Annotated in this window: 28 protein-coding genes, 1 tRNA gene and 5 pseudogenes; 12 read left to right on the forward strand and 22 right to left on the reverse strand. The window is 54.2% G+C overall.

Annotated elements, in window-relative coordinates; genetic code table 11:
• The first annotated feature begins 7 nt into the window (after positions 1 to 7).
• Positions 8 to 1,081: a DNA replication/repair protein RecF gene (gene recF / locus ACQ86N_RS19970; RefSeq protein ID WP_431216657.1), complete on the forward strand. Its 1,074-nt coding sequence runs from the start codon at positions 8 to 10 to the stop codon at positions 1,079 to 1,081.
• Positions 1,082 to 1,160: 79 nt separating this feature from the next.
• Positions 1,161 to 1,394 carry a DciA family protein gene (locus ACQ86N_RS19975; protein ID WP_431216658.1) on the forward strand — a complete coding sequence of 78 codons (234 nt, stop codon included), beginning with the start codon at positions 1,161 to 1,163 and terminating at the stop codon, positions 1,392 to 1,394.
• A 49-nt stretch (positions 1,395 to 1,443) separates the two neighbouring features.
• Here ACQ86N_RS19975 and ACQ86N_RS19980 read toward each other — a convergent pair whose 3' ends face one another.
• The 5 genes from ACQ86N_RS19980 to ACQ86N_RS20000 form a co-directional block, all read right to left on the reverse strand.
• Positions 1,444 to 1,797 (reverse strand): ABC transporter permease, encoded by a 354-nt coding sequence (locus ACQ86N_RS19980; protein WP_431217506.1) that lies wholly within the window; start codon positions 1,795 to 1,797, stop codon positions 1,444 to 1,446.
• A complete protein-coding gene (locus ACQ86N_RS19985) occupies positions 1,691 to 2,029 on the reverse strand; it encodes a hypothetical protein (RefSeq protein ID WP_431218088.1) in 339 nt (112 codons plus the stop codon). Before ACQ86N_RS19985 ends, ACQ86N_RS19980 begins: the two co-directional genes overlap by 107 nt.
• On the reverse strand, positions 2,005 to 2,385 hold the full coding sequence (locus tag ACQ86N_RS19990) for a hypothetical protein (RefSeq protein WP_431217507.1): 381 nt from the start codon (positions 2,383 to 2,385) through the stop codon (positions 2,005 to 2,007). The genes ACQ86N_RS19985 and ACQ86N_RS19990 overlap by 25 nt, the downstream gene beginning before the upstream one ends.
• 109 nt (positions 2,386 to 2,494) lie before the next feature.
• Positions 2,495 to 3,628 carry a BT_3928 family protein gene (locus tag ACQ86N_RS19995; RefSeq protein ID WP_431216659.1) on the reverse strand — a complete coding sequence of 378 codons (1,134 nt, stop codon included), beginning with the start codon at positions 3,626 to 3,628 and terminating at the stop codon, positions 2,495 to 2,497.
• Between the two features lie 108 nt (positions 3,629 to 3,736).
• The gene (locus ACQ86N_RS20000; protein WP_431216660.1) at positions 3,737 to 4,306 is read right to left on the reverse strand and encodes a DUF1599 domain-containing protein; all 570 of its coding nucleotides are present in this window, start codon (positions 4,304 to 4,306) and stop codon (positions 3,737 to 3,739) included.
• 34 nt (positions 4,307 to 4,340) lie between these two features.
• Here ACQ86N_RS20000 and ACQ86N_RS20005 point away from each other — a divergent pair, with 34 nt between their 5' ends.
• Both ACQ86N_RS20005 and ACQ86N_RS20010 read left to right on the forward strand, forming a co-directional pair.
• Positions 4,341 to 4,754, forward strand: coding sequence for a dihydropteroate synthase (locus ACQ86N_RS20005; RefSeq protein WP_431216661.1), 414 nt, complete (start codon positions 4,341 to 4,343; stop codon positions 4,752 to 4,754).
• Positions 4,691 to 5,061, forward strand: a pseudogene (locus ACQ86N_RS20010) (dihydropteroate synthase); the annotation flags it as partial. The gene ACQ86N_RS20005 and the pseudogene ACQ86N_RS20010, both read left to right, overlap by 64 nt.
• A gap of 158 nt (positions 5,062 to 5,219) precedes the next feature.
• Here ACQ86N_RS20010 and ACQ86N_RS20015 read toward each other — a convergent pair.
• The 4 genes from ACQ86N_RS20015 to ACQ86N_RS20030 are packed head-to-tail and all read right to left on the reverse strand — an operon-like array spanning position 5,220 to position 7,105.
• The gene (locus tag ACQ86N_RS20015; protein WP_431216662.1) at positions 5,220 to 5,576 is read right to left on the reverse strand and encodes an FKBP-type peptidyl-prolyl cis-trans isomerase; all 357 of its coding nucleotides are present in this window, start codon (positions 5,574 to 5,576) and stop codon (positions 5,220 to 5,222) included.
• Positions 5,488 to 6,168, reverse strand: a complete 681-nt coding sequence (locus ACQ86N_RS20020; protein ID WP_431216663.1) for a hypothetical protein — start codon at positions 6,166 to 6,168, stop codon at positions 5,488 to 5,490. Before ACQ86N_RS20020 ends, ACQ86N_RS20015 begins: the two co-directional genes overlap by 89 nt.
• A gap of 9 nt (positions 6,169 to 6,177) precedes the next feature.
• Positions 6,178 to 6,795, reverse strand: coding sequence for a DHH family phosphoesterase (locus tag ACQ86N_RS20025; RefSeq protein ID WP_431216664.1), 618 nt, complete (start codon positions 6,793 to 6,795; stop codon positions 6,178 to 6,180).
• On the reverse strand, positions 6,752 to 7,105 hold the full coding sequence (locus ACQ86N_RS20030) for a DHH family phosphoesterase (protein ID WP_431216665.1): 354 nt from the start codon (positions 7,103 to 7,105) through the stop codon (positions 6,752 to 6,754). The genes ACQ86N_RS20025 and ACQ86N_RS20030 overlap by 44 nt, the downstream gene beginning before the upstream one ends.
• Before the next feature lie 162 nt (positions 7,106 to 7,267).
• Here ACQ86N_RS20030 and ACQ86N_RS20035 point away from each other — a divergent pair, with 162 nt between their 5' ends.
• Both ACQ86N_RS20035 and ACQ86N_RS20040 read left to right on the forward strand, forming a co-directional pair.
• Entirely contained in the window at positions 7,268 to 7,468 is a 201-nt protein-coding gene (locus ACQ86N_RS20035) for a nucleoside-diphosphate kinase (RefSeq protein ID WP_431216666.1), read from the forward strand.
• Positions 7,417 to 7,707, forward strand: a complete 291-nt coding sequence (locus tag ACQ86N_RS20040; RefSeq protein ID WP_431216667.1) for a nucleoside-diphosphate kinase — start codon at positions 7,417 to 7,419, stop codon at positions 7,705 to 7,707. The genes ACQ86N_RS20035 and ACQ86N_RS20040 overlap by 52 nt, the downstream gene beginning before the upstream one ends.
• Positions 7,708 to 7,745: 38 nt before the next feature.
• On the opposite strand, the gene ACQ86N_RS20045 is transcribed toward ACQ86N_RS20040, so the two are convergent.
• From ACQ86N_RS20045 to ACQ86N_RS20075, 7 genes and pseudogenes are all read right to left on the reverse strand, one after another.
• Positions 7,746 to 8,642: a TraB/GumN family protein gene (locus ACQ86N_RS20045; protein ID WP_431216668.1), complete on the reverse strand. Its 897-nt coding sequence runs from the start codon at positions 8,640 to 8,642 to the stop codon at positions 7,746 to 7,748.
• Positions 8,639 to 9,517 (reverse strand): hypothetical protein, encoded by an 879-nt coding sequence (locus ACQ86N_RS20050; protein WP_431217508.1) that lies wholly within the window; start codon positions 9,515 to 9,517, stop codon positions 8,639 to 8,641. Before ACQ86N_RS20050 ends, ACQ86N_RS20045 begins: the two co-directional genes overlap by 4 nt.
• The gene (locus ACQ86N_RS20055) at positions 9,478 to 9,906 is read right to left on the reverse strand and encodes a UbiD family decarboxylase domain-containing protein (protein ID WP_431217509.1); all 429 of its coding nucleotides are present in this window, start codon (positions 9,904 to 9,906) and stop codon (positions 9,478 to 9,480) included. The genes ACQ86N_RS20050 and ACQ86N_RS20055 overlap by 40 nt, the downstream gene beginning before the upstream one ends.
• A gap of 40 nt (positions 9,907 to 9,946) precedes the next feature.
• A pseudogene (locus ACQ86N_RS20060) lies at positions 9,947 to 10,567 on the reverse strand (UbiD family decarboxylase domain-containing protein); the annotation flags it as partial.
• 51 nt (positions 10,568 to 10,618) lie between these two features.
• Complete coding sequence (locus ACQ86N_RS20065) at positions 10,619 to 11,086, reverse strand: hypothetical protein (protein WP_431218089.1); 468 nt, start codon at positions 11,084 to 11,086, stop codon at positions 10,619 to 10,621.
• Positions 11,087 to 11,147: 61 nt separating this feature from the next.
• Positions 11,148 to 11,288: pseudogene (locus tag ACQ86N_RS20070) on the reverse strand (DUF6089 family protein); the annotation flags it as partial.
• Positions 11,282 to 11,452, reverse strand: coding sequence for a hypothetical protein (locus ACQ86N_RS20075; RefSeq protein WP_431216669.1), 171 nt, complete (start codon positions 11,450 to 11,452; stop codon positions 11,282 to 11,284). The gene ACQ86N_RS20075 and the pseudogene ACQ86N_RS20070, both read right to left, overlap by 7 nt.
• 317 nt (positions 11,453 to 11,769) lie before the next feature.
• On the opposite strand from ACQ86N_RS20075, the gene ACQ86N_RS20080 reads away from it, so the two are divergent.
• Positions 11,770 to 11,846 (forward strand) — tRNA-Pro (locus tag ACQ86N_RS20080).
• A gap of 65 nt (positions 11,847 to 11,911) precedes the next feature.
• Here ACQ86N_RS20080 and ACQ86N_RS20085 read toward each other — a convergent pair.
• Positions 11,912 to 12,313 carry an SRPBCC family protein gene (locus ACQ86N_RS20085; protein WP_431216670.1) on the reverse strand — a complete coding sequence of 134 codons (402 nt, stop codon included), beginning with the start codon at positions 12,311 to 12,313 and terminating at the stop codon, positions 11,912 to 11,914.
• Between the two features lie 209 nt (positions 12,314 to 12,522).
• On the opposite strand from ACQ86N_RS20085, the gene ACQ86N_RS20090 reads away from it, so the two are divergent.
• Positions 12,523 to 12,810, forward strand: coding sequence for a hypothetical protein (locus ACQ86N_RS20090; RefSeq protein WP_431216671.1), 288 nt, complete (start codon positions 12,523 to 12,525; stop codon positions 12,808 to 12,810).
• A 72-nt stretch (positions 12,811 to 12,882) separates the two neighbouring features.
• Here ACQ86N_RS20090 and ACQ86N_RS20095 read toward each other — a convergent pair whose 3' ends face one another.
• Positions 12,883 to 13,404, reverse strand: a complete 522-nt coding sequence (locus ACQ86N_RS20095) for a GNAT family N-acetyltransferase (protein WP_431216672.1) — start codon at positions 13,402 to 13,404, stop codon at positions 12,883 to 12,885.
• A gap of 112 nt (positions 13,405 to 13,516) precedes the next feature.
• Between ACQ86N_RS20095 and ACQ86N_RS20100 the strand changes: the two genes are divergently transcribed.
• Complete coding sequence (locus ACQ86N_RS20100; RefSeq protein WP_431216673.1) at positions 13,517 to 13,858, forward strand: LysR family transcriptional regulator; 342 nt, start codon at positions 13,517 to 13,519, stop codon at positions 13,856 to 13,858.
• Between the two features lie 57 nt (positions 13,859 to 13,915).
• On the forward strand, positions 13,916 to 14,353 hold the full coding sequence (locus tag ACQ86N_RS20105; RefSeq protein ID WP_431217510.1) for a LysR family substrate-binding domain-containing protein: 438 nt from the start codon (positions 13,916 to 13,918) through the stop codon (positions 14,351 to 14,353).
• A 26-nt stretch (positions 14,354 to 14,379) separates the two neighbouring features.
• Here the strand turns inward: ACQ86N_RS20105 and ACQ86N_RS20110 are convergent, their stop codons facing one another.
• Both ACQ86N_RS20110 and ACQ86N_RS20115 read right to left on the reverse strand, forming a co-directional pair.
• Complete coding sequence (locus ACQ86N_RS20110) at positions 14,380 to 14,754, reverse strand: EamA family transporter (protein ID WP_431217511.1); 375 nt, start codon at positions 14,752 to 14,754, stop codon at positions 14,380 to 14,382.
• Between the two features lie 109 nt (positions 14,755 to 14,863).
• Positions 14,864 to 15,250, reverse strand: a pseudogene (locus ACQ86N_RS20115) (EamA family transporter); the annotation flags it as partial.
• Positions 15,251 to 15,342: 92 nt separating this feature from the next.
• Here ACQ86N_RS20115 and ACQ86N_RS20120 point away from each other — a divergent pair.
• Both ACQ86N_RS20120 and ACQ86N_RS20125 read left to right on the forward strand, forming a co-directional pair.
• Positions 15,343 to 16,179: a PLP-dependent aminotransferase family protein gene (locus ACQ86N_RS20120; protein WP_431216674.1), complete on the forward strand. Its 837-nt coding sequence runs from the start codon at positions 15,343 to 15,345 to the stop codon at positions 16,177 to 16,179.
• Positions 16,143 to 16,367: pseudogene (locus tag ACQ86N_RS20125) on the forward strand (aminotransferase class I/II-fold pyridoxal phosphate-dependent enzyme); the annotation flags it as partial. The gene ACQ86N_RS20120 and the pseudogene ACQ86N_RS20125, both read left to right, overlap by 37 nt.
• Position 16,368: 1 nt before the next feature.
• Here ACQ86N_RS20125 and ACQ86N_RS20130 read toward each other — a convergent pair.
• Both ACQ86N_RS20130 and ACQ86N_RS20135 read right to left on the reverse strand, forming a co-directional pair.
• Complete coding sequence (locus tag ACQ86N_RS20130) at positions 16,369 to 16,650, reverse strand: hypothetical protein (protein WP_431218090.1); 282 nt, start codon at positions 16,648 to 16,650, stop codon at positions 16,369 to 16,371.
• A gap of 130 nt (positions 16,651 to 16,780) precedes the next feature.
• The gene (locus tag ACQ86N_RS20135; protein WP_431216675.1) at positions 16,781 to 17,320 is read right to left on the reverse strand and encodes a hypothetical protein; all 540 of its coding nucleotides are present in this window, start codon (positions 17,318 to 17,320) and stop codon (positions 16,781 to 16,783) included.
• Positions 17,321 to 17,355: the final 35 nt, after the last annotated feature.

Below are 17,355 nucleotides of genomic sequence, written 5' to 3' on the forward strand. Positions count from 1 at the left end.
AGCTATCTTGCAGGCTGTTTTGTTCGCACTGAAAGACATATCACTCGTACAGTTCAAGAACTACGGCCAGGCCTCCTTCCGCTTTGACCAGCGCATCGTGGGCTTCTGCGGCAACAACGGAGTCGGCAAGACCAATCTGCTGGATGCCATCTACTATCTCTGCTTTACCAAAAGCTATTTTACCCGCAGCGACCAGCAGAACGTCCGGAAAGGAGCCGCCGGGTTCCGGATAGAAGGACATTTCGAAAAACAGGGACAGCTGACCGATGTCGTCTGCATCCTCCGCGAGACGGGCAGGAAAGAGTTCATCTCGGCAGGCGAACCCTACGAGAAATTCTCCCACCATATCGGCCGTTTCCCCTGTGTGATCATCGCACCCGACGACGTACAGATCATTACAGGCGGCAGCGAAGAACGCCGCCGCTTCCTCGACGCCCTCCTTTCGCAGCTGGACCCGGACTACCTCCAGAACCTTATCGAATACAACCGCGTCCTGCAGCAGCGCAACAGTTTCCTCAAATCGCAGGCAGAAAAAAGACTCACCGACAGGCACCTGCTGGAAGTCTACAACAGCCAGCTCGTCCGCCCGGGCAACTGGCTCTTCGAACGCCGGCGCAGCTTCCTCCAGGACCTGCTTCCCCTGGCAGCCCAATATTACAAGACCATCGCCGGCACCGACGAGCCCGTAGCACTCACCTATGAAAGCCAGCTGCTCAATTCATCATTTGCGGACCTCCTCCACCAGGGTCGCGAAAAAGACCTCTACCTCCAGCGCACCGGCGCGGGGATCCACAAGGACGATATCGACATCCGGTATTCAGACCTCCCCTTTAAATCGATCGCGTCCCAGGGACAGCGAAAAAGTCTGCTCTTCGCCCTCAAACTGGCCGAATACGAAACCCTCCGACAGGACAAAGGCTTCCCTCCCATCCTCCTGCTGGACGACGTCTTCGAGAAGATGGACGCCGAACGAATGCACAACCTCCTGGACCAGGTCTGCCTCAGGGACCAGGGGACAGATCTTCATCACCGACACCCACGCCGACCGCATCCGCCGCGAAATGGACCAGCTCGGCGTTGACTGCCAGATCATCAGCCTCTGACCATCGGCCCACTTCACCCGCACTAAAATAGTGCGGCAAATTGCCTACCTTGCACTCATGGGCGAATATTCTTTAGGAGACGCGTTACGAAAATTTCTCAACCAGAGTCATCTGAAAGGATCGATCCAGGCCCTGCAGATCGAAGAGGTCTGGGAACAGATCATGGGGAAGACCGTCGCCCGGTATACCGACAAGATCCAGATCCATGGTCAGACACTCTATGTCAATACCACCATCGCCCCCTCCGCCAGGAACTGCTCTATCAAAAGGACAAGATTGTTCAGCGCGTGAACGAAGCCCTCGGCGAAAAGGCCATCAAGGAAGTCGTCATCCGATAAATTCAGGCAGAAATTCTCACTCTGGGGTCCACAAGACCGTACAAAAGATCGGCCAGCAGCCCGATCACGATAAAGAAAAATGAAGATATAAGCACCGATCCCATTACCACGGGGAAGTCCAGCTCTTCGAGAGCGTCGACCGTCACTTTCCCGATGCCTTTCCAGTAGAAGATCTTTTCGACAAAAAATGCGCCGGCCAACAGCTCGGCAAACCATCCTGTGATCGCCGTGATCACCGGGTTCAGTGCATTACGCAGCGCGTGTTTCCAAACCACCCTTCGCGGAGACAGCCCTTTCGCATAAGCCGTCCGGATATAGTCCTGGTCCAGTACGTCCAGCAGCGCCCCGCGCGTCAGCTCGGGCGATGATCGCCAGCGGCCGGATACCAAGGGTCACCGCCGGCAATATCAGATTTTGCAGTTCCATATGCCTGCCGGAAAAAGGGTCGGTATCGAACAGGTTCCCCGTCATATGCAGCCCCGTCCAGGAACTCAGCACAAAGCCGAACAGATAGGCGATCACGATCCCCATAAAAAAGGAAGGCGCGGAAATACCAAGGACGCTCACAAAAATGGCCGACGTATCCATCCAGGTATCTTTTTCACCGCCGCCACCACGCCCAGCACGATGCCCAGGACCGTCGCCACGAACATAGCCGCCAGCGCCAGCAGGATCGTCCGGGGAAGCGCTTCCATCAGGATATCCCAGACCTCTCTTTTGGTCTGATACGATCGGCGAAGATAGGGCCACTTGATCGCCAGCTTCGTATTGCCGCCGCCGATAAATATACCTTTCAGCCCTTTTTGCCTGATCTCTTCCCTGGTGTGGATGGCGATCGGAGAGACGTCGTTGAGGTATAGGACGAACTGCCGCCAGCGCGGCTGGTCGAGGTTCAGCTCTTTTCGGATATTCTCCTGCGTTGCCGCGTCGGCCCGCTGCCCCATCACCAGCCGGGACGGATCGCCAAACCCTGGAACAGAAAAAAGACGGTCACCACCACGCCCAGCAGGACCAGCATGCCATAAAAAAGTTTCCGTATGAAATAGCGGATCATCATTGTTGTTCCGGTAGTTCGTTGACCGCGGGAAGCGCCCTGTCGAAGTCCGCATAGCTCCACTTGTTCAGGATCGTCGCCCCCTTGACCAGGAACAGCGTTGGATTAGCCCTCGCCGCCGTCTTGATGGCCGTCGCATCGCATTTCAGTAAGGTGACATACGCCGCAATGCCCTGCTGTTCCACCCACGCACTCAGACGATCGTATTCCCCCGTCACAAAGAACACCGGGATATGCTTCAACCGCGCCATGGTCATCACCACGCTGAAGGCCTTGTTCCAGTCGGGATGCTCGTCCAGCACTTCCTTTTCGAACAGGAACAGCTTGAACCCTTTTGCCTCCAGCACCGCCTGCGTGGTATCCGTCCCCGCACCCGTGATCAGATTAAAATCTTTTATCGCCGGCTCGGCATTGCCTTTCCGCACCAACTTGTCATAGCGGCTCACGAAATGGTAAGAGTCGTCGAAGTCCGCCGGGAACTGGCTCGCGCCGAATTCTACCTTCTTCCCGTTCTTTTCATATACCATCGTGATGACCGTACTGTCGGGAATGGCTCCCGGAGGGGTCTTCATTTTTTCAAGGATATTATTGCCGGCCCTGTATGGCAGACAGTCGACCGTCGGCAGATGGATCAGCACATACCACTGAAAAGCGAATGAGACGACGGTCGCCAGCACCAGCACCGCCACGCTGCCCGTCTTTGGCAGTATCGGGCGAATGCTGTCCCGCACCATAAAAAGAAACACGATCAATACCAGCAATACAAGGTCCTTCATAAACGACTGGCCCGCCGTCAGTGGGATACAGTCTCCGAAACAACCGCATTCCCTGACCTTTCCGGACAGGTAGGCATAGCCGGTAAGAAACGTGAAAAAGATAATGAGCACCAGCAGCAGCCAACTGAACAGCCGCATACGCCAGCCCAGCAGGATCGCCACCCCGGCGACGATCTCGAATACGATCATCAGGATCGAAAAGGCCAGCGTGAAATGGTCCAGCCAGTGAAAGTTCCAGACCTCGAAGAACTCCTGCATCTTATAGCTCAACCCCAGCGGGTCATTGGCTTTCACAAGCCCCGAAAAGATGAACAACACCCCGACCAGGAAACGGCAAACCGAAACAAGTATTTTCATGAAGACAATGGTTTTTGCATTGGGGCAAAAAATAAACAAAAAAAATAATTTTTTGCCCCAATACCATTAATTTCTGTACACTTCGAGTACGGACTGGACTTCGTCCAGTCACGCAGTATGCTTACCCTCCGCAACCAGGATAAGCGCAAAAAGCGAATAGTTGATGATATCGATATAATTGGAGTCGATCCCCTCACTGATCAGCGTCTTCCCGTCATTGGCCACGATCTGCCTGATCCGAAGGATCTTCATCAGGATCAGGTCGACAAAACTTTCCTGGCTCATCTCCCGCCAGGCCTCCCCGTAGTCGTGGTTCTTCTCCAGCATCGTCGCCCTGGTCTCCGCCATTTTCGCGTCATAGAGGTTACCGGCCTCAGCCGCGTCCAGATCTTCCGGCGCCGAGGGCCCAAGCGACAACTGAATCAGTCCGATAATGCCGTAGTTGACCATCGCCCTGAACTCGCCGGCCTTGTCCTCCCCAACTTTCTGCTCCGTCGTCTGCTGAAGGGTCCGGATCCGTTTGGCCTTTATATACAGCTGGTCCGCAATTGAGATGGTCCGCAATACCCGCCAGGAAGTGCCATAGTCCCGGGTTTTCTTGATAAAGATCTCCCTGCACCCCCGAACTGCTTCGTCATATTGCTGATTGGTATTCGTCATGACCGGCGTTTTCTCCATTATCTTTACAATGAAAAGTTAAAGGACAAATGTAATGATAACTACGTTTACTCTGAATGCCAGAGGTAAATTGTTGACGATCGACCGTCCCCAGGTCATGGGCATCATCAACAGCACCACCGACTCTTTCTACAGCGGCAGCCGGTTCACCAAAAGCGGTCCGCTTCTGCAGGAGGTTGCTAAAATGGTGGAACAAGGCGTCGACTGGCTGGATATCGGCGGACAGAGCACCCGCCCGGGTGCCGCGGACATCGGAGAAGAAGAAGAAATGAGACGGGTGGTGGACGCCATCGGCCTTATTCATCAACGCTGGCCCGGACTCCTGCTGTCGGTGGATACCGGTATGCCCGCGTCGCCCGGGAGGCCGTCGCGGCAGGCGCCTCCATGGTCAACGACATCAGCGGCGGCCGGCTCGACCCGGACATGCTCGGTACAGTGGGCGCTCTGAAAATCCCCTATGTCTGTATGCACATGAAAGGTACCCCCGCAACCATGAACAGGGAGGCCCTATACGAAGACGTGACAAAGGAAGTCCTCGACTTTTTATCCGCCGCATCGAAGACTGCCGGCAGGCGGGCATCCACGACCTGATCCTCGACCCCGGCTTTGGATTTGCCAAGAATTCGGCGCACAATTTCACGCTCCTGCGAAACCTCCGTCTCCTTGCTGTAACAGGCCGTCCTTTACTCGTCGGCCTATCGCGCAAATCCACCATCTACAAAACCCTCGGCATCACCCCCGAAGAAGCCCTCAACGGGACTACCGTCATGAATACGATCGCCCTGCTCAACGGGGCCAGTTTCCTGAGGGTTCACGACGTGCGCGAGGCGAAAGAAGCCATCACCCTCATCGATGCCTATAACAAACAAAGCCCCGGTCAGTAACCGGGGCCTCTACATATCTTTTGGCTTAACTACTTCTTCTGCGGCTGAGCCTGAGCAGGCTGCTGCTGCCCACCCTTCGGAGCCGTCGGCATCTGCATCGGAGAAGGCGGCGGAGCGTCGGTAACGTCCACTACTTTCACTTCGAAGATCAGGTTCTCGAACTGATCGCCGCCAGGTCCGCGCTGCGCGTCATAAGCGAGGAAGGCAGGCAGATACAAAGTGCCGGTGCCGCCTTTTTTAAAGCTGCGCAGACCTTCGTCAAATCCGGGAATGCTGGTGTGCGTCCCGATCACGAACTTATAAACCGATCCCGCAGCGGTATCGTCCATATTCGACTGGAATACCTTGCCGGAAGGGATCAGCCTGCCCGTATAACGCACAGACACCTGCTTGCCGGAATCTGCCTTTGCACCGCTGCCTTCGGAGGCAACGACAACATAAGTACCCTGGGTTTGCTTCTGAGCGTGGATATTGTTCTTCGTCAGATAGTTCTCCAGCTTCTTTGACCTCGCGATCCTTTTGTTTGCCCATTTCCTGGTTGCGGTCGTTATTGAGCGCTTCTTCGGAAGCAAAGATATCCAGCACCTTGAAGGTTACCATGATCTTGTCTTTCTTCTTCAGCCACGGCGGCAGCTGACCCTGCATCTTGCGCGACAGCGTATCGGCCAGCTGTACGACCACAGCACTATCCCCTTTGCGCAGCATGGTGAAGATCTCGGTCGGGCTGTATATCGGTCTGGCCGAATCTACAGGAATATACATCGGCATCTTGCCATCCGTGGAGAACAGGCTGGAATCCCGAACCTTCTCCGTTACACTGGCTTTCAGGAACTGTTTCGGCTTCGCAGTTTCTCCCTTTCCATCGGAAACTATCTTATAGAGCAGTCCGCTTTTGGTCTTCTTAAACTCTGAGTGATTACAGGATGCCGCTGACAGCAACACCAGACCACCCAGTAAATAAGATGCGATCGTTTTCATTCTTTTGACTTATTGTAATTGTGAAGAATTCTCTTTAAGCGCTTGTATGAAGCGTTGTACTGTCTGGTCCAGGGTGTCGGTGCTGCGCCCGCCGGCGGCATTGACGTGACCGCCTCCCTCGAAGTAAGTACGGGCAAAGACATTGACGTCGAAATCGCCCTTGCTGCGGAAAGAACACTTGACCTCCTCGTCCCGGTCGATGATCAGGGCCGCCATCCTGATACCCTGTATACTCAGGGGATAGTTGACCAGACCTTCCGTGTCTCCCGTCTTGATCTCGTACCGGACCAGGTCCTTCCAGGGAATAGCGATCAGTGCCGCATTGTACTCATAAAATATTTCCATCCGGTTCTGCAGAACATAGCCGGTAAAGCGCAAACGGTTCTCGAGGAAATTATCAAATAGGTTTTCGTGTATCTGGGTATGATTGATACCGGTATCTTTCAGCACGGCAACCATACGGTGTACGTCCGCCGAAGCGCCGGGAAATCGGAATGAACCCGTGTCGGTCATCACTCCCGCATAAAGGCAGGCCGAAATGTCCCGGTTGATCTTGTCCGCATGACCCGAACCGACGATAAAGTCAAAGACCATTTCGCTGGTCGAGCTTTTGGCGGTATTGCTCACGCCATAAGCAAAACATTCCAGCTTCGGGCTGCTGGTGGTGGTCGATCAGGATCCTCGTCACCGGCAGCTTGCGCAGTCGCGCCGCCATATGGCGGGTACGGCTCATCGTGTTGAAATCCAGGCAAAACACCCACTCGGCCTTCTCGAGCACCGATATCGCCTTCTCCGTATTGAACTCGTAGTCGATGACGTCGTCACAGCCCGGCATCCATCTCAGCCATTCCGCCCAGTTGGTCGGCGAAATGACCGTAGGCTGATGCCCCAGCTGCCGGAGAAAATGGAACAGTCCCGAGGGAAGACCCCATGGCATCCGCATCGGGTTTCTGGTGCATGACGATGACCACCCGGCGGGGCTGGCTCAGTAATGGATATATTTCTTCTATTTGTAACATTGAAAATGCTTGCAAAGGTGCGGAATTAATTCCAAATCCCAAGAAAATCCTACATTTGCGAGCCAAAAAGAAAGGAAATTATGAGCAATCGCACATTTACCATGATCAAACCGGACGCTTTCTCCAAAGGCCATTCCGGCGCCATCATCGACAAGATCATCAGCAGCGGCTTTCGCGTCGTAGCCCTGAAGCTTACCCGTCTCTCCAAAAGAAAGGGCCGGCGAGTTCTATGCCGTTCACAGAGGAAAGAGGCTTCTACGGCGAACTGGTCGATTTCATGAGCAGCGGTCCCATCATCGCCGCCATTCTGGAAAAGGACAATGCCGTAGCCGATTTTCGCAAGCTCATCGGTGCGACTGATCCCGCCAAGGCGGACGCGGGAACCATCCGCAAACTCTACGCCGCCTCCGTCGGAGAGAACGCTATCCACGGCAGCGACAGCGACGAGAATGCAAAAATTGAAGGAGATTTCTTCTTCAGCGGCCCTCGAGCAGTACTAGGTGTCACTATATTTTGTTAAGGCTTCAAATGGATTGCGATCCGTTTGGAGCCTCATTTTTACAGGTTCAACCGTATAGCCCTCCTTTTCTTAACAACTCGATTACGCCGTTGACACCGGGCAGATGCGCCGCCCCCACCGCCACCAGCAACGATTTTTGTCAACAGACTATCCAGCGCTGTAGCCCATTTGCGATTGCGGTTGTACAGCAGCATGTCCATATACCCGCTGATACCGTTGTCGTCCTTCTGACTCAGCCTGTCGATCCCCTCGAGGTCCTGACGCTTGTACAGCTCCACCAGCTCGCGCATCATCTTGCTATTAATGTCCATGCTGTCGATATAGCTGACCAGCTCTTTCGCCTGCAGTTCGTAGGGAATGCTGTCGAACAGCCCCGCCTGAAACTCCGCCGTCTCCAGGCCCCTGACAGGTTTACGATAAGGCCGGCCCTCCTTCATGATCATCAGCTCCATGCCGTCCGCCGTCTGGCACTCCATGCCCTGCTGTTCGATGAGGCCGCTGATCAGCATGGGCTTGAACCTCTCGAGCATGCCAAACGGCAGCATCGACGCATGTTTCGCAAAGTAGTCCTTGACCTTCGCATACTCGTCCGGTTTCAGCAGATCCGACAAACGCTTGCTGTCGTTCATCCGCATATACTTCATCGAGCTGAGCATACCGGCCATATCACTCAGGTTGATCTCGAAATAAAGCTCGTCACAGTGCGCGATCACCGCCTTGAGGCTGTCGCTCAGCGCGACGTCGTCGGCACAGAGGACGTGCATGGTCCCGTACAGATAAGACGGCTTAGTGATTCCCTTGCCCGAGATCCGCCACAGCAACGTATGGGCGGCGGGCGACTGTGCGGTGGTCTGGGTTTGTTTCTGGGCGTGACAGCCAATTCCGATTGCAGCCGTCAGCAGCCCCGTTATCCAGGCTATATGCTTTCGTCTCATGATACCACGGCCTCCTCGCCGTATAGTTGGTCCTTGAATTTCAGTGACGGTGAAGGAAGAAAGGCGCCGAGTCCCAGGTCCTTCCATTTCTCATCCACCGCCCGGATCGTAGCGTCATCCGCCACGATGATATTGGGCCAGTCCCGCTGAAAATTATCCAGCTCCTTCGTTTTACGCGTGCCGTCCAGACCCAAACAAGCGAAAACCTTTCCTTGTTCGATACCCGAAGCCGTTGTAGTCAGAAAATGGTCGCGGCGGGGGTCCAGGTTATTGCAGAATCGCCACAACGCTATAGCCAGGTCGCGGACATCCACGGTATGTTCGACATAGAGGATCATCTTGACCCCCTCCATAGCGGGCAGTTTCACCAGTTGCCCGTGCAGATCCCGGATATGCCCAGGCCGCTGCTTTTTGACGGCAAGCACTATGCAGGGAATGTCCTGCTTCAGCAGACTCAGGTTCGCGCCGGCGATCTCCGGGAAGCCGCTGGTCAGGACCGCCTCGGTCAACGCGCTGTATGCGCCTGCCCTCAGCTGGTACTGGTCGGCATCGATCTCTTCTTCGGCCTTTGCCGTCCTGTCTATACACATCTTCCCGCCAAAACCCAGCTTGCTGCAGCTGTGGTCCAGCACGTCCATGGGTCCCTGCGAGAAATAGACGTCGGTGGCGGGATTTAGATTTTTAAAAACGTACTGCGCCAGCTGCCGGTAATCCCTGATCGACGCCTTTTCATCGGCGAGGACGAGTATCTTGTTGAACATCATCTGACCGGCGCCCCACATCGCATTCATCACCTTCTGACCCTGCCCGGCGTATTCCTTGTGTATCTGGGTGATCACGAGGTTGTGAAAAACGCCTTCAACCGGCATGTCCATGTCGACGATCTCCGGCACCGGGTCATCTTGATCGGCGCCAGAAAGATACGTTCCGTGGCCTTTCCGAGCCAGGCGTCCTCCTGAGGAGGTATACCGACGATAGTAGCGGGATAGACGGCTTGTTTTCGGTGGGTGATGGCCGTGATATGGAACCGCGGATACCAGTCGGGCAGCGAGTAATAGCCCGTATGATCGCCAAACGGCCCCTCCCAGATGAGCTCTTCGGTAGGATCGACATATCCTTCGATGACAAAATCCGCGTCCGCCGGCACCTCGATCTCGGGCTGCGTGATACACCGGACAAGCTCCACCTTCTTTTTGCGCAGAAATCCCGCCAGCATATATTCGTCGACGTTCTCCGGCAGCGGCGCCGGTGGCGCTGTAGGCATAGGCCGGGTCGCCGCCAAGTGCTACGGCGACCGGCATTCTCCTGCCGGTCTTCTTGTATTCGGAAAAATGTTTGGCGCTGACCTTGTGTTTGTGCCAGTGCATCCCCGTCAGCGTGGGCCCAAAGACCTGCATCCGGTACATACCCACATTACGCGACATTGTGACGGGGTCCTTGGTATGGATAATGGGCAGGGTCACAAAAGGTCCCCCATCCTTTGGCCAGCAGGTGATCACCGGCAGCTGGCTGATATCCGGTTCGGTCATAACTACCTCCTGACATTCCCCGCGGCCGCTGCGGACCGTAGGCATCCAGCTGGCAAACTGTCCGAGCTTCGGCAACAACCGCAATTTATCCAGCAGCCCCTCCTTAGGGGCCGACAGCAATTTGAAAAGATTCTCTATCTCCCTGGTCACGTCGTCGAGATGACTTACCCCAAGCGCCATACACATGCGCTTCTCGCTGCCATAGGCATTCATCAGCACCGGGAACCCGGTTCCGGTGTTCTCGAATAACAAAGCTTTTCCCCCATTGCCGCTCTTGCTGATCCGGTCCGTGATCTCGGCTATTTCCAGCCTCGGGTCGACAAAACTGCGAATACGAACCAATTCCCCTGCTTTTTCCAGTGCCTGGATAAATTCCTGCTGATTTCTATAAGCCATGCGGTTTGAATTTCACTTTGTTTACCAAAAGTAAAACACAAACTGCGGCCGTCAGTAAACTTTTTTGGGACAGTCGATTACTCCCCTGCGATGCCCGCCATGTATAGCGAAGGTATTTTCCGGCAGCGCTACAGTCACCCGTATGCCGGACATATAATAGAAGTCTTTGTGATTGGGGCTGCCCCGGTAAGCGCCGGCATTCGGATAGGGCGCCCCGCCCTTCAATTCGCCGCCGCGATAGGCCATTTCCACCGCTTTTGGCCCTCTGGCCTGCAACAGGACAGTTCGGTCGATATAGTTCGTGCTGAGGTCGTCGAGGTAGTCGGTGAATGTCTTGCGCAGGCCGATCTCATAGGCAATCGTCACTCCCGGCGATACCCGGAATTTTATCCCGCCTCCGAACGGTATGGCGAACTGGGTCAGAGAATAGGGCTTCCTGTTGGGGTACTGCGGCAGACCCTCTCCTTCCGTGCTGAGAATATGCAGATAGACCTTGCGCTCCAAGGCTGTCGAAGGCATACGGGTCGAAATGAAAAAGGGCGACACCCGCAAAAACATACGGCGTCAGCCGGTGCTCGCTGAGGTCGAACAGGTTGTACTCCGCAAGAACATTCCATTCGGTGATCTTCGTTTCGAAGCTCAGGTTCCGCAACCGGTTGTTGGTCTTGTTGTCCTGGGCGTCAGACGCGGAGATCTTGCCATAGGTGAAGTTGGTCAGCAAAGAAAATGTGCAGTCAGATCGTACTGAAGACCCAGTCCGAACGAACCATTGGCCTCCTTGGTGCTGTAGGGACGGTGCTGCATGTCCCCGATGTAATTGGAAAATCCGCCGAATAAATTAAGATTCCACTGGGCTTGGGTAAATAGCGGGAACAAAACCCCCACTAATAAGAGTTTTTCATTCTGGTTGAATTAATTAGAAATAGCGTTAAACGCGTTGGTTTGACTGTAGGGCGGCGGATTTAAAAGGGATCTCTACGGTTGGGGGAGGAAATACGTAGGTAGAAGTTTTTACAATAGATGTGATTTAAAGTCTTTCGTTTAACGGGCTGTTAGCTCTTTTATTTAAAAATCATGCCAAAAAAAGTTAAGGATTTTCCGCCATATTTGCAAGTTTTTACGATCATTTTCCCTTACCTTTGCACCCCACCGGAAAGAGGATCATGGACTTATCCACAAACCTTTTTCTCCGAACAGAGTTTCGGGACGTAGCGCAGCCCGGTAGCGCACTTGCATGGGGTGCAAGGGGTCGCAAGTTCGAATCTTGTCGTCCCGACCAAAATTCAAAAACCCGCCTCTTCGGCGGGTTTTTTTATACCTGTATTTTTATTTCCGCCATCGTTGCTATTGACCCGCCAGCAAATCATCCAAATTCCCGTACATCACAGCCATTGCTTCCCCGAAGCCCAGTTCGATCATCCTCTCCATGCGTTCAAGAGACTCGTTATAGATCACGATAACAACTTCCGTTATGCCGTCCTCTTCGCTAAAATTGAAATCCCATTCAGAGCTGAGCAATTCCACATTTTCGTCTTTGTCCGCAAACGCTGCCGTCATTTTGAAATTGGTGATCGGGCTGATGGACGTATATCTTTGGACCATCCACCGCTCCTGCCCATCCGGCATGACCATCGCAAAAAATCTCCTCCCGCCAACCTTGAAATCCATAAATTTTGTCCTCGATATGGCAGGCCTCGGCGCCCACCACTGGTCAAGAATTTCCTTTTTGGTGAAAGCATCCCACACCAGCGACTGCCTGGCCTTAAACTCCCTGATTATGGTTACCTTTTTGCCGCTTTGTCGACGGTGAGATCAAATAGCAGATCGTTGTTCATGTTCCCTTTTTTTAAGTTTTGAAACTATTTGGTTGCTAATATACGCGCAACTGTTCAGTTTCGCAATTTTTTTTCAATTTCCGGTGGTATCTAACATTTCATTTATTTTCGTGGCCAGTTATGAATGAAGATCAACACAATTTCAAGAAGACGGTCCTGCTGGGTGACCGGGTTTTAAGGCTAGCCGCCGCCGAACTTTGCAATGAGATCATAGAGAACAGATATAAAGCCGCCGAGATTATCGATTTTCTGGGCAGCAATAAAGTATTTGGGCTGATTGGCAGGAAGAAAGGGCTGGAGCCGCACAGGGACGATCCCGAAACAAAAGGCAAGTCGAGAGTTCTGGCAAATGCCTATGAATATGCAATAGGTCAGCTCTACCAGGAAAATAAAGTAAAGGTCTCCTGACGACTGCAAAAGAAGACCTGACGCATTTCTATAAAAACCAGGAACTCTATTTTATAAGAAAGGAGTGCATAGTTAACGGAGACTCTTCTTCATCATGATATCCGTCTGCACGTCTTTCCCCAGCCTGAATACGTGCTTGTCGAATGGCGCAAACCCATTCTTCTCATAGAACCGGATAGCCCTTGAATTGTGCTCCCACACCCCCAGCCAGACATAATCGTATTGTCTGGCACCCGCGATCTCCATCGCCCATTCGAAAAGCAGTTGTCCTACCTGCTTCCCGTGGTACTCCTTCAATACATAGATCCGCTCGATCTCGATCCCGTCGCTCCCCTGTATCTCCGTCTGGGACGCCCCGGAGTTCAGCTTCGCATAGCCGATCACCCGCCCGTCCAGGATCGCGAAATAAAACTCGGAACCCGGGTCCCCGACCTCGGCAGCAAGACGATGCTCGGAAAAACTTTCGCTGACATACCGGATCATGTTTTCCTCGGTGTTATGCGGTCCGAAGGTTTCCTGGAATGTCTTTTTTCCGATTGCCTGCAACACGTCCATGTCTGCCGGCCCGACCCGTTCTATTCTTATTGTTTCCATATATAGCGACAAAACTAGGGTACCAATCGATGCCGAAAAATGCTAAATTTGACTGGAATGATGCCAAAATTGCATCAATCGCCGCCATGACAACCCAACAGATTGAATACTTTTGCATCTGTCCGAAGAACTGCACTACTGGCGCACCTCCTATAAGCTCAATACCACCCAGTCGGTCCTTAGCCGTCAGATCAGGGCGCTCGAAGACGAGTTAAAAGTGCAGCTGTTCAATCGTTCCAACAGAAAGGTCGAGCTAACCCCCGCGGGTAAATTCTTAAGGCAACAGTGGAAGCCCCTGCTCGAACAGTTCCAGGGCTCGGCGCTGTATGCGCGCAAGATCCAGTCGGGCGAAAGAGGACGCCTCGTCATTAACCACCCCGGCTCTGTAAGTTATGACCTCCTGCCCGACCTGCCTCAGCCGAATATCGGCGGCCTACCCCGAAGTGCGGGTTGAATTGTTACAGATGAAACACACACAGGAAATAGAGATGCTGAAACGCTTTGAAGGGACCTGTGTTACAGCCGGCTGCTGCACGAAGGAGGTGCCGTGGCTTCCAGGCTGATACGGCACGACACCCTTGCGCTTGTCGTTCCCGAATCCCATCCAATTGTCACGAAGTCCATGATCACGCCCGCCTCCCTTCGGAACGAGCGGTTCATCCCGGCAACCCTGACAGACGGAGAGACCTACCAGATGAAGATCGACCAGGTGTTCGCGCACTATGGGCTCGAACCGGATATTCGTTTCGAGTCGGATTTTGGCTCCGTGATCATGAGCGCGGTTGAGAAGGGACTCGGCATCTCGATCATCCCGTTTTCCTATTCTTACGCCAACCATCCCGGCGTTCGCTTTATCACACTACCCTTTGAAATTCCCCTATACCTGCACTGGCGAAAGGACGAAGAGAATGCCGTCGTCAAAAATATTTTGGAGCTCACCGTAAACTAGCGTCCTCGGTCAGGCCCCGCCGCACCCTACCGCGAGTACCTCCTCGAGCCGGCAACACAAAGAATAACGCCAACGGTCACCAGCAGCATTCCTATGCTCACCTTTTCATGGAGCAGCGTCGCGGCAAGCACCAGCCCGAAGAAAGGCTGCAGCAGCTGCACCTGTCCGACGGAGGCAATACCACCCTGCGCCAGCCCCCGATACCAGAAGATAAAGCCGATGAACATGCTGAACAACGATACATAGCCAAGGCCCGCCCACGCCCCCGCGCTGACGGCCCCCACCGAAGAAGGTAAATACATTATCGCCAGCGGCAGCATGACCGGCATCGCTATCACCAGGGCCCACGAGATCACCTGCCAGCCGCCCGGCTTTCCGCGAAAGCGCCGCGCCTTCCGCATATCCAAGACCGCACAACACAATCGCCCCCAGCATCAGCAGGTCCCCCTCCGGCGAAGCCCTGATTCCCTGCCATACCGCATAGCCGATCACCAGCAGACTCCCGATCGCCGCGAAGACCCAGAATACGGCACCCGGGCGTTCACCGCCGCGCATGACACCGAACGCCGCCGTTGCCAGCGGCAATAGCCCCAGGAAAACGATCGAGTGGGCAGAGGTGACATAGCGCAGCGCCAGCGCGCTCAGCAGCGGGAAGCCCACCACCGCACCCAGTGCTACCACTGCCAGCGGAAGCAGTTGCTTTCGCCCTGGACGTTCTTCCCGGAATACCGATAGCGCGATCAGTGCAAGCAGCCCCGCAATAGAAGCCCTCGCGGCAGTTACAAACAACGGACTAAGATCATGTACCGCAACACGCGTCGCGGGCATCGAGCCGCTGAAGAGCACTACGCCGATAAAACCGTTGATCCACCCCATTCTCCTGGCAGTATTGTCCATTCTATTCAAAATTTATACAACAAAAATTAGACCTCCGCTCCGGATAATTACAGTTACAGTTTTGTATTTTTGGATAGACACAGTTAAAACGAATGGTCAAAGAATTTTTATACAACGGGATAGCGGAAGGCATCGCCGCACGTATCAGGAACGGAGTCCTGAGAGCGGGCGACAAGCTGCCATCCGTCCGGATGCTCTGCCAGGAACACGGCGTGAGCATGAACACGGCCAAACGGGTTTATCTGGAACTGGAGGCCCGGTCCCTCGTCGAACCCAAACCACAGTCGGGCTATTTCGTCAGCAAACTCCCCTACCTGCGACTGCCGCTGCCGGAGACGAGCCGGCCCAGATCGGTCGCCAGCGCCAGAGAACCCGACGAACTCGTGGCCGTGGTCTACTCGGGCATGGGCAATCCCGATCTTACGCTATTATCCATCAGCGCGCCCGCCGGCGGACTTCTGCCGCTCGCCAAACTCAAAAAGGAGATCGTACAGGCCACGCGGCAACTAAAAGATGCCGGCACGGAATACGAATCACTCCTGGGCAACAACAAACTAAGAAGGGCCGTTGCGATCCGCTCCTCCGGCTGGGGAGGCAACCTGCGCGACGACGATATCGTCACGACCAGCGGCGGGATGAACGCCCTCTCCTTCTGCCTCATGGCGCTGGGCAGTCCCGGCGACACCGTAGCCGTGGAAAGCCCCTGCTACCCGGGCATCTATCAGCTGGCCATCAGCCTTGGGTTCAAAGTGCTCGAACTACCGACGCACCCGACCCTCGGGATCGAACTCGATGCGCTCAGGAAGTCGATCCCCAAGATCGACGTCTGCCTGCTCGTACCCAATTTCAATACGCCGCTGGGCAGCTGCATGCCCGACGACCATAAAAAGGAATGGTATCTCTTTTGTCTAAGCACGGCATTCCCCTGATCGAGGACGACGTTTACGGAGACCTTTACTACGGGACACAGCGTCCGAAATGCTGCAAGGCATTTGACGAAGAAGGAACCGTGCTCTGGTGCGGTTCGGCATCGAAAAGCCTGGCCCCCGGATACCGCGTAGGCTGGATCGCACCGGGGAAATACAAGGAAAAAGTTCTTCAACTGAAGCTCGCACATTCTATCTCCTCCACAACCATCGTACAGGAGGCAGGGCAATTTCATACGAAGCGGCAAATACGAAAAGCACCTGCGGCAGCTGCGATGGACCCTGCAAAACAACTATCAGCACTACGTACAGGCGATTGTAGACTACTTTCCCCCCGGGACCAAAACAACCCGCCCGCAGGGCGGCCTCGCTCTCTGGGTAGAGTTTGACAAACGCATCGACACGACAATACTTTACGACAGGGCCATAAGGCACAAAATAAGCATCGCCCCCGGAAGAATATTCACGCTTCAAAACCAATTTCAAAATTGCATGCGGCTATGCACCGGTCTTCCCTGGTCGGATGACCTGAAGATCAGACTCCGGCAACTCGGCAACCTCGCCGGGAAATAATGCCATTTACTCAGGAAATACTGACCTTTTTCTATCCTTCCCTATGACCGAACGAAAGTCCGCGGGCTACGGGACCGCGGGCAACTGATCCGCCCAGCGGCGGGTCTACTCCAAACACGCCATTTGGTCTTACGAACCCCGGACCATTCGACCGGTAGGCCTGTTCGGCATAAAGTACCGCCCTGTGTCCACCCAGCGACTGGCCGCCGATGATAAATCGCCCCATGGGGGCAGAATATTTTTTTATCAGCTCCCGGATCAGGCTCTCCAGAAGAGTCTCATAGACGTCGGCGGTATCTACGATCATACATTCGTCCAGAAGATAGGGAAGGATCACGGTGTACCCCGCCGTCACGGCGGTCACCGGCAGTTTGGTCTCCCGCATTACTTCGTCCGGAGGAGTGCAAAACCCTCCGAGGATGACCAGCAGCCCTTTTGAAGTCCCGGAAGGCACCAGGGCCGTATAGTAGTTCTGAGTACTGTCTCCTGCGGTCCGGTATACTGTCGTCTTCTGCTGCGCAAAAATTAAAGGACCGCAGGCTAAAAAGAGGATAAGAAAAAATGATCGCATAGTAGCAGGTTTTCGGCAGTAAGATACAGAAACTG

Origin of the sequence: Puia sp. P3, from assembly GCF_050632245.1 — a bacterium.
Lineage (GTDB): Bacteria > Bacteroidota > Bacteroidia > Chitinophagales > Chitinophagaceae > Puia.